The organism is Euzebya pacifica, from assembly GCF_003344865.1.
In the GTDB taxonomy this organism is placed as follows: Bacteria; Actinomycetota; Nitriliruptoria; order Euzebyales; family Euzebyaceae; genus Euzebya; species Euzebya pacifica.
Genome location: NZ_CP031165.1, coordinates 5,769,193 through 5,781,848, shown reverse-complemented (window position 1 = coordinate 5,781,848; position 12,656 = coordinate 5,769,193). Strand labels below are relative to the sequence as shown.

At 70.6% G+C, this 12,656-nt stretch carries 8 protein-coding genes; 2 read left to right on the top strand and 6 right to left on the bottom strand.

Annotated features, from left to right (window positions below; genetic code table 11):
* Window positions 1–13: 13 nt before the first annotated feature.
* The 3 genes from murJ to DVS28_RS24980 are packed head-to-tail and all read right to left on the bottom strand — an operon-like array spanning window position 14 to window position 4,382.
* A complete protein-coding gene (gene murJ, locus DVS28_RS24985; protein ID WP_164711020.1) occupies window positions 14–1,750 on the bottom strand; it encodes a murein biosynthesis integral membrane protein MurJ in 1,737 nt (578 codons plus the stop codon).
* A complete protein-coding gene (locus tag DVS28_RS28765) occupies window positions 1,747–3,888 on the bottom strand; it encodes a DUF6049 family protein (protein ID WP_164711019.1) in 2,142 nt (713 codons plus the stop codon). Before DVS28_RS28765 ends, murJ begins: the two co-directional genes overlap by 4 nt.
* On the bottom strand, window positions 3,885–4,382 hold the full coding sequence (locus tag DVS28_RS24980) for an NUDIX hydrolase (RefSeq protein WP_114593884.1): 498 nt from the start codon (window positions 4,380–4,382) through the stop codon (window positions 3,885–3,887). Before DVS28_RS24980 ends, DVS28_RS28765 begins: the two co-directional genes overlap by 4 nt.
* A gap of 175 nt (window positions 4,383–4,557) precedes the next feature.
* Between DVS28_RS24980 and DVS28_RS24975 the strand changes: the two genes are divergently transcribed.
* Window positions 4,558–5,631, top strand: coding sequence for a type IV pilus twitching motility protein PilT (locus tag DVS28_RS24975; protein WP_108667564.1), 1,074 nt, complete (start codon window positions 4,558–4,560; stop codon window positions 5,629–5,631).
* A 67-nt stretch (window positions 5,632–5,698) separates the two neighbouring features.
* A complete protein-coding gene (locus DVS28_RS24970; protein ID WP_114593883.1) occupies window positions 5,699–7,186 on the top strand; it encodes a CCA tRNA nucleotidyltransferase in 1,488 nt (495 codons plus the stop codon).
* Window positions 7,187–7,860: 674 nt separating this feature from the next.
* Here DVS28_RS24970 and DVS28_RS24965 read toward each other — a convergent pair.
* From DVS28_RS24965 to DVS28_RS24955, 3 genes are all read right to left on the bottom strand, one after another.
* Entirely contained in the window at window positions 7,861–8,703 is an 843-nt protein-coding gene (locus DVS28_RS24965; protein ID WP_164711018.1) for an alpha/beta hydrolase, read from the bottom strand.
* 307 nt (window positions 8,704–9,010) lie between these two features.
* Complete coding sequence (locus DVS28_RS24960; protein WP_114593881.1) at window positions 9,011–10,300, bottom strand: acetyl-CoA C-acyltransferase; 1,290 nt, start codon at window positions 10,298–10,300, stop codon at window positions 9,011–9,013.
* A gap of 55 nt (window positions 10,301–10,355) precedes the next feature.
* Window positions 10,356–12,626, bottom strand: a complete 2,271-nt coding sequence (locus DVS28_RS24955; RefSeq protein ID WP_114593880.1) for a CRTAC1 family protein — start codon at window positions 12,624–12,626, stop codon at window positions 10,356–10,358.
* Window positions 12,627–12,656: the final 30 nt, after the last annotated feature.

Sequence of the window (12,656 nt, the reverse complement as noted above, 5' to 3'; positions counted from 1 at the left end):
TTCTAGGGGTGGGTCACGACGGTGGACCCGTGGCCCGGCGTCCATGGGCCGATCGGGCGGGTGGACGTCCCGAGACGGCCCGGGCCAGGGGGAAGCCCAGCTGCTTGGTGACCAGGAGATAGGCCACGCCGGCGAGGGGCAGGACCACCATCGCCTCCAGCAACGGGGGGAGGTCGCCGATGAGCAGCCGACCGACGACGGTGACGGCGACCGCGGCGAGCGCGCCGGCCAGCGTCTGGTCCAGCACCCCACCGGCATGGTGGATGACGCCGACGCGGCGCTGCAGCCGGTCCCGCAGCAACCAGTACTCCACCCACGCCGCGATGCCCGACCCGATCGTCAGCCCGAGGGCGCCCAGGCGGGGCAGGTCGGCGGCTTCACGCACCGCAGGGGGGAGGGGCCCGAAGGCGGGCAGGTCGCCGAGGACCTGCAGGCCGTCGGGACCGACGCCGACCCGGTCGAGCTGGAACATCAGCAGCACGCCGATGATGCTGGAGACGACGACCCGGACGATGCTCGCCCGTGCGGGCAGCTTGGCGTCGCCGAGGCCGTAGAGGGCGGACTGCAGCAGCCGGGCGGACGTGGCGCCGAGCAGGCCGATCGCGTACCCCCCGAGGACCGCCCACACCTGCAGGGTGTTGGCCCGGCTGAACTCGCCGCGCTGCAGCAGCGCACCCACGACCACGTCGCCGGCGGCGACGTACGCAACGGCGGTCGGGACGACGAAGTAGCTGATCCGGCGAAGGCCCCGGTGCAGGCGCGCACGGATGGCCTTCGCCGCGGCCGCGGCATCCTGCGAGGTGGCAGCCGACATCGCCGGCAGCTCGGCGGCCGCCACGCTCATGCCGAACAGGCTGATCGGCAGCAGGTACAGCACCTGGCCGTACCGCAGCGCGCCGATCGCCCCGACCACGAGGAAGCTGGCGAGCAGCTGGTCGAGGAAGGCGCTCAGCTGGACGACCCCGCGGGCGCCCAGCACGGGCACGAACCGGGAGATCACCTCGCGCACGGGTCCGTCGATGGTGAAGCGCAGTCGGATACCGGGTGACAGCCGGCGGATCTGGGGGACCTGCACGGCTACCTGCAGCGCGGCGCCGAGGACGGTGGCCCAGCCGAGCACCAGCGTCAGCCCCCGTGCATCGGCGTTGATGACGCTCGTGCCCTGGGTCGACACCGCGGCGTCGAACACGAACCAGCCCCCGACCGCGAGGGCGACGATCTGGGTGACGTTCCAGACCACTGGGGCCACGTAGGACAGGAAGAAGCGCCGGTGGCTGTTGAGCACGCCGAGGCACCACGCCGAGACGACCAGCAGGCCGATGCCGGGGGTGACGACGCGGATCAGCGAGATCGTCAGGTCACGACGGTCACCGCTGACGCCGGGGGTCAGCAGGTCGGTCAACAGCTCGGCGCCGAGGACCCCGAGGACGACCAGCGCGCCGGTCAGGGCCACCAGCAACGACAGCACGGTGGCCGCCAGTCGCCCCGCCTCCTCCTCCCGGTCCTCTGCCAGCAGGCGGGCGTAGGACGGGATGAAGGACGCCGACAGCACCCCCTCCCCCAGCAGGTTCTGCAGGAGGTTGGGGATCTTCATGGCGGCGCTGAACGCGTCGAGGGTCGCCCCGTTGCCGAGGAACGCCGCGACGGCGATCTCGCGCGCCAGGCCGGCCACGCGGGAGGAGAAGATGCCGGCGGCGACCTTGCCCGAGCCGCCCAGCCGCGACGCCACCCTGCTGACGGTGGACGTCACCCGCCGACCTCGCGCAGCCCGCCGTGTCCATCCTGGTCGTCGGCCTGCCCGTCGACCCGTTCGTCGGCGGATCCTGCACCGGGGACCCGGCGACGACGGGTCTGCCGCAGGCCCCAAACGGCCAGGAAGAGGGCCGCGCCGATCGTGGCCACCAACGCCACGACGGGGAAGGCGGTGGACCGCACCGCGATGGTGGAGCTGACCAGCAGCACACGCCCGGTCGGGTCCTCGACGGCGACGCCGACACCCGACAGGCCACCGGGGTTCAGCGCGGTGGCACGGAACGTCAGCGTCTGGGTGGCGTTGGGCGGCAGGGTCAGCTGCGTGATCGGCTCGTCGAACTCGAACCCGGTCGAGCCGACGCGGACCCGCACGTCGAGGGCTTGATCGGCGCTGTTGACGAGGCTGATCGGGATCTCACCCGTGGTGGAGGTGAGGGTGACCGGCGGGGCCTCGACCACGCTGACCGCGCCCGCCAGGCCGTCCAGCGCCCCGATGGTGTCCTCGATGCGCGACAGGCCTGCGGCGCGTTCGTCCAGCGAGCGGTACGGCAGCGCGGCCGCGGCCAGCAACGACCGCCCGAACGTGGTGGCCATGTCGTCGCTGTCGGGCAGCAGCGCGCGGATGGGCACCAGGGCGCTGCGGGCGGCACCGAGCGCCTCGATGTACTCCGCGTCCAGCTCCGCCGCCCGTGAGCTGGGCGGATAGGCCAGGCGGACGACCCGGTCGGACGGTTCGACGACGTCGGCGAGGGTGCCGAGCGACATCGGCCGCAACCACGGCAGCGCAGCGATGGTGTCGGTGGCTGCGGTCAACATGCCGGAGGGGAGCGCGCCCAAGCCGTCCACCTGCAGCAGGACGGCCGCTTCGTCGGCCCCCTCGGCACCGAGCCATCGCAGGGCGGTGGCCGCGGTCAGCCGTTGCATGGTGGCGGCGACACCCTCGTCCCGGGGATCGCCCAGGACGCTGGACAGCGACTCGTCGGCGACGAGGATCCGCACCTCCCCACCGTCGGCGGTCCGCAGGCGCCTGACCGGCTGTGGCATGTCTGCACCCGCCAGGGCGAGGTACCGCTCCTCCAGCAGGAACGCATCGGCGGACGGGCCGAGGGCGGCAACCGTGTCGGCGTCCAGGCCGTCGGGTGGGACGACGATGTCGTCCAGCGGTGGGCGTCCAGTCAGCTGTCGGACGGCCTGTCGGCCCGTGTCGAACAGCCGGATGGCTTCGTCGGCTTCCCCACCACGGACGAGGGCCACGACATCGGCGGGTCCGTAGGGCAACGACAGCGACGACACGTCGGGACGCTGGAGCAGCCCGGCCAGCCGATCGAGGATGGTGGCGGCGCGCCTGGCCCGACGGTCACCGGGGTCCCGGAGCTGGCCGTCGGGCAGCGCATAGCCGTCGGCGATGGTCGACAGGTCGCTGAGGGTGCGACCGTCCAGGGCGAGGGTGAGCCCTGCTGCGGAGCCGTCGGCGTCGGTGCCGTCGAGGTCACGGGCGAGGGCGACCAAGGCGCTGTCGGGGGCCAGCAACGCCGCCATGTCGCTGGTGAGGACGTCGCCGGTGAGCGGCACGGTGTCCTCTGCGGCGACGCTGACGACCATCGACGCGGGCAGCGGGTCGGGCGGGTCCTCCGGCACCACCACGACGGCCGTGGTGATCGACGCGACCGCGTCACCACGCTGGAAGAGGCGGAACTCCAGCGGGTACACACCAGCGAGCCCCGGATCGTCGAGGTCGAGCTCCTCGGCGCCGACCTGGATCGCCTGGAGGCGCAGCTCGCCCGAGGCCAGGTCGTCCAGCTGGGTGGACACCGAGGAGTAGACGCCCCTGGTGTCGCCCAGCAACGCGGCGTCCATCTCGGCCGGGTCGTCGACCCGCGTGTGCACCGTGGTCACCAGCCGCAGGTCCGACCTGGCCTGCGGACCGCTGTCGATCTCCAGGACCGCCTCGACGACGTCGTCCTCCTCGCCGGAGAGGACTGCCTCGATCGACGCCAGCGCCATGTCGGCGTCGACGACCTCGTCGTCCTGCGCGTGCGCCTGCCGAGCGCTGCCGACCAGCGCGATGTCCAGCAGCACGAACGCGATGAGGGCGATGACCGCCGTCACGGCAGGCCATCGCGTGCGCGTGATCATGGCTGGCCGTGCTCGACGTCGGCCGGCACGTCCGTGCTGGACATGCGGTGTGGGGGGTCGTGGTCGTCGAGCGCCATGCGGACCAGCTTGGCCTCGTTGGGGTGCGCAAGCTGGTGGAGGGCGTCCTCGATGGGCAACCAGGTCACGTCCTCGGCCTCCTCGTCACGACGGTCGAAGTGTCCGCCCCGCAGGCCCATCAGGTAGTAGTGCACGTACTTGTGGTAGCGAACCTTGTCGGGCCGCCACACGAACCAGTAGTCGACGACGCCGAGCTTGTCCTCGATGACGGCGTCCAGCCCGGTCTCCTCGCGGACCTCGCGGATGGCGGCCTGCTCGAGCGTCTCGCCGTCCTCGAGGCCACCCTTGGGCAGCGTCCACTGCAGCATCCCTGCGGCGTTGCGGTGCGCGATCAGGACAACCCAACGTCCATCGGTCCGGTCCTGATACACCAGGCCACCGGCCGACGTCGCGTGCTTGGTCGGGTATCTGGCCATTTGCTACGAGCGCTCACCTTCGCGCGGCGCCTCTCTCAACGTTGTTGTGCAGGATACGTGCTCGTGTCCATCTTCCGTTCGCAGTGGGTCAAGTACTCGACAGCCGTTGCCGATAGGAAGACCATCGGATCGAGCCGAATCACCACTTCCCCAGACACGAGGACCGATCGCCGACATGCACATCAGGGATTACCTGCAGCTCCTTGTCGACAAGGACGGTTCCGACCTGCACCTGAAGGCCGGTGGGCCTGCCTACGTTCGCATCGATGGCGAGCTGAGCGAGATCCACGACCTGCCGTGGCTGTACTCCGAGGACACCGAACGCTTCGCGCGTGAGGTGCTCGACGGCCGTGCGCTGGACCACTTCGAGAGCGGTGCGGAGGCCGACTGCGCCTACGCCGTGCACGGCCTCGGACGCTTTCGCGTGGCGGTGTTCCGCCAGCGCGGATCGACCGGGCTCGTGCTCCGTCGCGTGCTGCCCGGCAACCAGTCGTTCGACGAGCTCGGCCTGCCGCCGGTGTGTCGTGCGATGGCGGAGGAGCACCGCGGGCTGGTCCTGGTCACCGGCCCGACGGGATCGGGCAAGACGACGACGACGGCGGCCATGATCGGGCACATCAACGCCACGCGCCGCTCGCACATCGTCACCATCGAGGATCCGATCGAGATCCTGCACCAGGACAACCTGTCGATCGTCGACCAGCGCGAGATCGGCGTGGACACCGACGACTTCACCAGCGCCCTGCGTTCCGTCGCCCGTCAGGACCCCGATGTCATCTTCATCGGTGAGATGCGCGACGTGGAGACGGTGACCGCGGCGCTGCAGGCGGCGGAGACCGGCCACTTCGTGATCTCCACCCTGCACACGACCAACGCCACGGAGACCATCAACCGCATCCTCGACCTCTTCCCGCCGCACCAGCAGCACCAGGCCCGCCTGTCGCTCGCCAACGCGCTGAAGGGGATCATGTGCCAGCGGCTGCTGCCCCGTGTCGGTGGTGGCCGGGTCGCCGCGATCGAGGCCCTGGTGATGACCAGCCGTGTGTACGACTTCATCGCCGACCCCGACAAGACCTCCGAGATCGAGGAAGCCATCTCCGAAGGTGCCTACTACGGCATGCAGACCTTCGACCAGCACCTGCTGAACCTCTACGCGACCAAGCAGGTGACCCTGCGGGACGCGATGACCGCGGCCACCAACCCCCACGACTTCAAGATCGCCGTCCGCGCTGCGGGCCTCGAGGGCTGACGGCCACTCGATCTTCCGGACCGATCGCTCGGATCGGCGGGCTCTGACGGGGCCGTACCATGCCCTCATGAGCCCCACCCGCTCCGACGACGCAACCCGCGATGCCCAGATCCAGGCCCTCGGTGCCCTGATCGACGTGCCCCGAGCCGAGGAGCTGGGGGCCAGGTTCGTCGCGGCCGGCCACGAGCTGTACCTCGTCGGCGGCAGCGTACGGGATGCGGTCCTCCAGGAGAGTGACAAGCCCGACCTGGACTTCGCGACCTCCGCGCTGCCCGAGGAGACCGAGCAGGTCCTGAAGGGGTGGGCCGACGCCGTGTGGCTGACCGGCGCACGGTTCGGGACGGTGTCCGCCCAGAAGGGCGAGGACACCATCGAGATCACCACGTTCCGGTCCGACACCTACGAGGAGGGGTCGCGCCACCCCGAGGTCCGGTTCGGCGACGACATCGTGACCGACCTGTCCCGGCGCGACTTCACCGTCAACGCGATGGCCGTGCGGATGCCCGACCACACGGTCTTCGACCCGTTCGGCGGGTGGGAGGACCTGCGCGATCGGGTCCTGCGGACGCCCATCGACCCCCACACGAGCTTCAGCGACGACCCGTTGCGCATGATCCGCATGGCCCGGTTCGCCTCCTCGCTGGGGTTCCGACCGGACGATGCGGCGGTACGCGCAGCCACGGAGCTTGCCGACCAGCTGCGGACCGTGTCGGCGGAGCGGATCCAGATCGAGCTCGACAAGCTGCTGATGGGTCGCCACTTCGCGGTGGGCATGGACCTGCTGGTCGACACGGGGCTGGCCGACATCTTCCTGCCCGAGGTCCCGGCCCTGCGGATGGAGCGCGACCCCGTCCACCACCACAAGGACGTCTACGCCCACACGCTCGCCGTGGTGGAGGGGTGCGACCGCGAGGATGTGGTCCTGCGCCTGGCCGCGCTCCTGCACGACATCGGCAAGCCGGCGACGCGCGAGTTCCACAAGGGTGGGATGGTCAGCTTCCACCACCACGACGTGGTCGGCGCACGGATGGCCAAGGCGCGCCTCCGTGAGCTCAAGTACCCCCGCGAGGTCATCCGGGATGTGGCGCACCTCGTGCGCCTTCACCTGCGGTTTCACGGCTATGCGGACGATGAGTGGACGGACTCGGCCGTCCGGAGGTACGTCAACGACGCAGGCTCTCCGGCCCAGCTGCGGCGTCTCAACGCGTTGACGCGGGCAGACGTCACGACGCGGGACAAGCGCAAGAAGCGCCGGTTCGCCGCGGCGATGACCGATCTGGAGGACCGCATCGACCGCCTGAAGGAGGAAGAGGAGCTGAACGCCGTGCGTCCGGCCCTCGACGGCCACCAGATGATGGCCTACCTCGGCATCGCCCCCGGCCCACTGGTCGGGAAGGTGTGGGCGTTCATGAAGGACAAGGCGCTGGAGCTCGGTCCGATCGACCCCGACACCGGCTACGAGCTGCTCGACGAGTGGGCCGAGGCCAACGACATCGTCCCGGCGGGCGAAATCGTCCCCCCGAAGCCCAAGAAGGACGACGAGTCCGACAAGTAGCCGCTGACCTGCGAAAACACATCAGCGTCGTTCAGGGTTGAGCCCACCGTATGGGTGGAATACCCAGTACCAGGTCGTCGCGGATGGCGTGCCTCGACGGCTCGGGGACCGTCCTGGACGACGGTGCCTCGTCCGGTCCCACGGGCCCACGGGCCCACGGCGACTCCCGGGGGCCCTACGGCGGCTCAAGGGGGGGCGAGCAACGCCGGGGAGTAACGGCGGGCGTCCGCCCCCGGGGGGCGTCCGGCACCGGGGGGGCGAACGGCACGATCGGGGCCTGGACCACGTGGGGGTGGGTTCGGGCACGATCTCCTCGATCCGGCGGCGTGTCTTCCGGCGCGATCGGGGCCTTGACCACCCATACGTGGGTTGCGGCACGATCGTGGGTCGGCTCTCGTCCTCGTGGCGTCGGCCGCGCCACGATCCCGTGTGGCTTGACGCCGGCCGTCGTCGAGATGGGACCCGGGGATTGCTCCAGAGGGTCGTGATAACCCCATCGGGCGTCCCGGACGGGTTGCCTGTTCCCGCCAGTCCCGATCAGGGCCTCAAACCGCCCTGGCTGTGGACAACTTTTCCACAAACGTCTTGACCTGCGAAAACACAAGCAGGTTGTTCAGGGTTGAGTCGAAGGCTGGGGAAAACTCCCTCCGGATTTCGCTCCTTGCAGCGCCCCTTCAGCGACCGTTCGAGGGTGCCGTCGAACGTGGGAGCCACTGCTCGAGCGCCTCAGCAGCCTCCCGCCAGCGGGAGTCGAGCATCACGTCGTGGGCGAGCTCGGGGACGATGTGGGCCGTGGTCCCCCACGCGGCGGCGGTCGCCTCGACCTCGGGCACCGTGAAGATGCGGTCGTCAGCTGCACCCAGCACCAGTACCGGCAGGGACGGGCGCCGGCGGGGGCGGTGAGGCGTCAACATGTCGAGGAAGGCGAGGTAGGACTCCTGCTGCACCCGTTCGTGCAACCAGTCGACCACCTCGTGGTCGGCGTCTGCGGAGAGGAAGAGGTTGCGGACCTGCTCGCGGGTGGCCACCAAGCGGCCGAGATCGGCGGTCAGGTTGGTCATCGCGAACACCCCGGGTTCCTCGCGAGCCACCTGGGTCGTGACGCGGATGACGCCCCTCGGCGGGACCGATGCCAGCAGGGCGGCGCCAGCAACCGGTGGACGGTCCCGACGGCACAGCAGCCGCTGGACCACCGCTCCCCCCATGGAGTGGCCGACGAGGACCACGCGGCCGAGGTCCGCGGCAACCGTCGCCACGTCATCGGCGTAGTCACGCAGCCGCAGCCGGTTCAAGGAGTCCGCGGGCGAACCGCCGTGGCCACGCAGGCTCAGGGCATGGACCTCCCAACCCGCATCGGCCAGGTACGGCATGACGTGCCTGGCCCAGCACCACGCCCCGTGCCACGCACCGTGGACCAGCAGGACCGGTGGCCGTTCGGAGGGCTCCCCCGCCGAGAGCACCTCCAGCCCTGCAACCTGCCGTGTCCTGACGCCCTCACCGTGCTCGAGATCGGCCATGTCGACGATCATGCACCGCCGGCGCCGCTACCCGGCCGACGCTGCGCCGCGGCCCACCACGGATGGAATGGCCTCCGTACCTCGCTGGCACCAGCGGCCGTGGAGGCGATTCCACGCGTTTCCGCAGGTCAACGTCTCGGCGGCCGGCGTCCTTCAAGGATTCCATCCGCGATGGGAGTCGATTCCATCCCGGGTGGCGCTCGGGGCTAGACCCGCTCCGTTTCCCAGGGGGGCTACCGCCCCCCTTCGACCCCCCACGCGGGTCTTCCGAACCTCGCAAGCGCTCCTTCGTCGCGGGCTCCGATTCTCAGACCCGCTCAAGCACCATGCTGGCGCCGCGGGTGCCGCCCGCGCAGATGGCGAGGGCGCCGTAGCGGACGTCGCGGCGCTGCATCTCGTTCATCAGCTGGATGATGATGCGGGTGCCGGTGGCGCCGAAGGGGTGGCCGATCGCGACCGAGCCGCCGTTGACGTTGAGGATGTCGTCGGACGGGCGGCCCATCGCCGACTCACGGCCCATCTCCTGCTGGGCCCACTCGTCGGAGTCCATGGCGGCGAGGTTGGCCGCGACCTGGCCGGCGAAGGCCTCGTGCATGTCGAACAGGCCGATGTCGGCCATCGTCAGCCCTGCGCGCTCCAGGGCGAGCGGGGTGGCGTAGGTCGGGCCGAGCAGCACACCCTTCTTCGGCGCGTGGCTCGTGAACGCCCAGGAACGGATCCACGCCTTCGGGGTCAGGCCGTGGGTTTCGCAGGCCCGTTCGGTCGCGAGGACCACCGCCGAGGCACCGTCGGTCAGGGGCGAGGCGTTGGCCGCCGTCACCGTGCCACCGTCCTCGGCGGACTTGAAGACCGGACGCAGCTTGGCGACGGCCTCCATGGAGGTGTCGGCCCGGACGATGGCGTCCTCCTTGACCGTCCCGTCGGGGGTCTGCACCGCCATCGTCTCGGCCGGCAGCCGACCCTCGTCGATGGCGCGGGCTGCGTTGAGGTGGGAGCGCACGGCGATCTCGTCGGCCCACTCCCGGGTGACGCCCCACTCCTCCACGATCTCCTCGGCGTGCTCGCCCAGGGTCAGGCCGGAGTACGGCTCGGCCACGACGGGTGCCGGTGGGACCAGGTCACCCATGGTCAGGTTCATCAGCATCTCGAAGCCCTGCTCGGGCTTGCGGGCCAGCATGGCCGACGCGGCCCCGGCCTTGCGCGACGCCAGCTGCTGCAGGTTCGACATGGACTCCGCACCACCGGCGATGGCGATCTCCGCCTCGCCCGACAGCAGCTCGTACGCGGCGTTGGCCACCGTCCGCGCCGAGGTCGCGCAGGCGGTCTCGGCGCTGTAGGCGTTCACGTTGTCCCAGCCCAGCGCGATCGCGGTCTCACGGGCCAGGTACGGCACCGCCGGGTTGTTCATGGCGCTGCCCAGGACCAGCGAACCGATGACCTCCGGGGACAGCTCGAGGCGCTTGGCCAGCTCCCCCACGACGGCGACGGACAGGTCGAGCGTCGTCATCGACCGGAGCGCGCCCCCCTGCTTGGTGAACGGGGTACGGATGCCGTCGACGACGGCGATGCGCTGACCACTGGTGCTGAGCGGAAACATGAACGGGCCCTCCTGAGTTCGCGGCTGCAACCCAGCCTAGCCCGGTTCGGGGCGATCACCCCTCCTCGCGGGCGCGCAGGGCGTCCTCCAGCAGCCGATCGGAGGTGGCGTCGTCGATCACACCGGCGTCGGCCAGGTCTGCCAGCGCTCCGGAGACACAGGACGTGTACTCCGTGACCGACTTCTCGGTGTTGTCGTAGCTGCAGGGGATCTCGGGGGCGACGAACGACCCGGCCGCCACGTCGTAGTACCGGTTGCGGGTACCGCCGGGCCACAGGATCTCCACCGTCGCCGTCGAGCCGTTGCCGAGGCCCGCGTGGATCGTCGGGGAGTCCGACGACAGGTACCCCGTCCCGCCCATCACCGGCTTGGTGAACGTGGTCCCGTCGGCGCCGATGACGGTGACGATCGCGCCGATCCCCGTGCTGGAGGTCCTGGCCCCGGCGGTGATCCCGGCCGACCCGACCGCGTCGACCGACAAGCCGGCGTTGCCGTTGCCGGAGTTGATCTCCACCGTCAGCGTGCCCGGTGCGAACTCCACGCCGTTGTAGACGAACGTCCCCTCCTCCGTCGGGGTGAAGCGAGAGGTGAAGAAGCCGGTGCCGTCGGTGTCCAGGCCGTACTCCGTCATCAGCGGGAACACGGGGTACTCGTCGGGCACCACGTAGTTGGCCACGGTCACGACATCGACGAAGCCGTCGCCGTCGAGGTCCCCGGCGGCGGTGCCGGTCACCTCTCGGGCCTGGTGGTTGACGTCGAAGGCCCCCTGCTGGAGGGCGAAGTCGGCGGTGCAGCCCTCGTTGACGAGGTAGGTCCCGGGGTTGGAGAGCTCCACGAACAACGACAGGTCCAGGCCGCCCTGGAAGACCAGGTCGGGGTCGCCGTCGTTGTCGAAGTCCTCGCTGACGCCGCCCCACGCGAAGTGGGTGGTCCCGAGGTCGCCGATGCCGGGATCGTCGAACTTGCCGCCGCCGTCGCCCAGCAGCCAGCGGGTCGCGTAGTCACCCAGCTCGTAGGGCTCGCCGAGGGCCGGGATGCCGTAGTCGCCGAAGTTGGACCCGAACACGTCGAGGGTCTGGTTGCAGTCGAAGTCGGCGACGGAGACCCCCATCCACGTGCCCGCCGTCAGCGTGCCGGCGTCGATGGCGGTGAACGTGCCCGTGCCGTCGTTGGTCAGCACCTGCAGGTACCCGCGGTCCACGCCGTCGTACTTGTTGGACGGCAGCGCACCCTGGTCGTCGGCCTGGATGATGTCGAGGTCGCCGTCGGCGTCGAAGTCGACCATCGTCAGGCCCCAGGTGATGGTGGCTGCACCATCGGGCACGCCGGCCAGGTCGAGCATGCCGCGCGCGCCCGCCTCGTCGACGAACGTCCCGTCGGCCTGCTGGACGAGCAGCTCGTTGGGCAGGTTCTGCTCGAAGGGGATGGCGACCAGGGCCAGGGCGTTGGAGAAATCCCAGGCGTGGCCGACGGCGATGTCCAGCAGCCCGTCGCCGTTGACGTCACCCATCGCGCACGAGCTGCCCCCGAGGGAGGGCGCCTGTGGGGTGCCGGGCGAGACCGCGAACGTGCCGTCGCCGTTGTTGCGCAGCAGCCGGTTGGGGAACCCGTGGGAGGTGACGAAGATGTCGGTGTCGCCGTCGTCCTCGACGTCGCCGGCGCAGACCCCGTGGCCCTCCTCGGCGGTCAGGTCGGCTCCGGCAGCGACGGCGTTGTCGACGAAGGACATGGTGCCGCTGTCGGCCAGCTGATTGACGAACAGGGAGTTGGCGGTTCCGGCCGCGTTGGTGACGTAGATGTCGAGGTCACCGTCGTTGTCCACGTCCAGCAGCGCCACACCGGGCGTGCCCTGTGGACGTGCCGGCCACAGCGCCGACTCCATCATCGTCGCCGGTGTCTCGGGCGTGGCGGCCTGCCACAGCTCCAGCGCCTGGGCGTAGCGGGGCGCGGGCTGGCGGGCGTAGGTCAACCCCATCGCCGGGTCCCCCGCCACGTCGGTGAACGTCACCGACCCCTCGGCATCGGCCGTGTCGCCCGCCGGCCGCAGGCCACCGTTGCCGGCATCGCCCATCGACACGGGTTCGCCCTCGAGCGCCTCGAGCGTGGGGGCCCGGCCCTCGTCGCCCATCGCGGCGTCGTCACCGTCGTCCGATCCCTCCCCCGGGGACGGGTCATCGGCGGGTTCCTCCCCCGCGTCGTCCTCGGCGGACTCGGTGGCGGCATCCTCGCTGGCGCCGCCGTCGGGGTCGTCGTCGCCGCCGCACGCGGCCGCGACCAGCGCGAGCACCACGAACACGAGCATCCACGAACGCATGGACAGGGTCATCGGATGGCCTCCCTCAGATCAGCCTGCTGA

Excerpts from the sequence above, each read along its gene's own strand:
- DVS28_RS28765 (WP_164711019.1), bottom strand. The coding sequence starts at position 3,888 with ATGATCACGCGCACGCGATGGCCTGCCGTGACGGCGGTCATCGCCCTC.
- DVS28_RS24960 (WP_114593881.1), bottom strand. The coding sequence starts at position 10,300 with ATGTTTCCGCTCAGCACCAGTGGTCAGCGCATCGCCGTCGTCGACGGC.
- DVS28_RS24965 (WP_164711018.1), bottom strand. The coding sequence starts at position 8,703 with ATGGCCGATCTCGAGCACGGTGAGGGCGTCAGGACACGGCAGGTTGCA.
- DVS28_RS24955 (WP_114593880.1), bottom strand. The coding sequence starts at position 12,626 with ATGACCCTGTCCATGCGTTCGTGGATGCTCGTGTTCGTGGTGCTCGCG.
- DVS28_RS24980 (WP_114593884.1), bottom strand. The coding sequence starts at position 4,382 with ATGGCCAGATACCCGACCAAGCACGCGACGTCGGCCGGTGGCCTGGTG.
- DVS28_RS24970 (WP_114593883.1), top strand. The coding sequence starts at position 5,699 with ATGAGCCCCACCCGCTCCGACGACGCAACCCGCGATGCCCAGATCCAG.
- DVS28_RS24975 (WP_108667564.1), top strand. The coding sequence starts at position 4,558 with ATGCACATCAGGGATTACCTGCAGCTCCTTGTCGACAAGGACGGTTCC.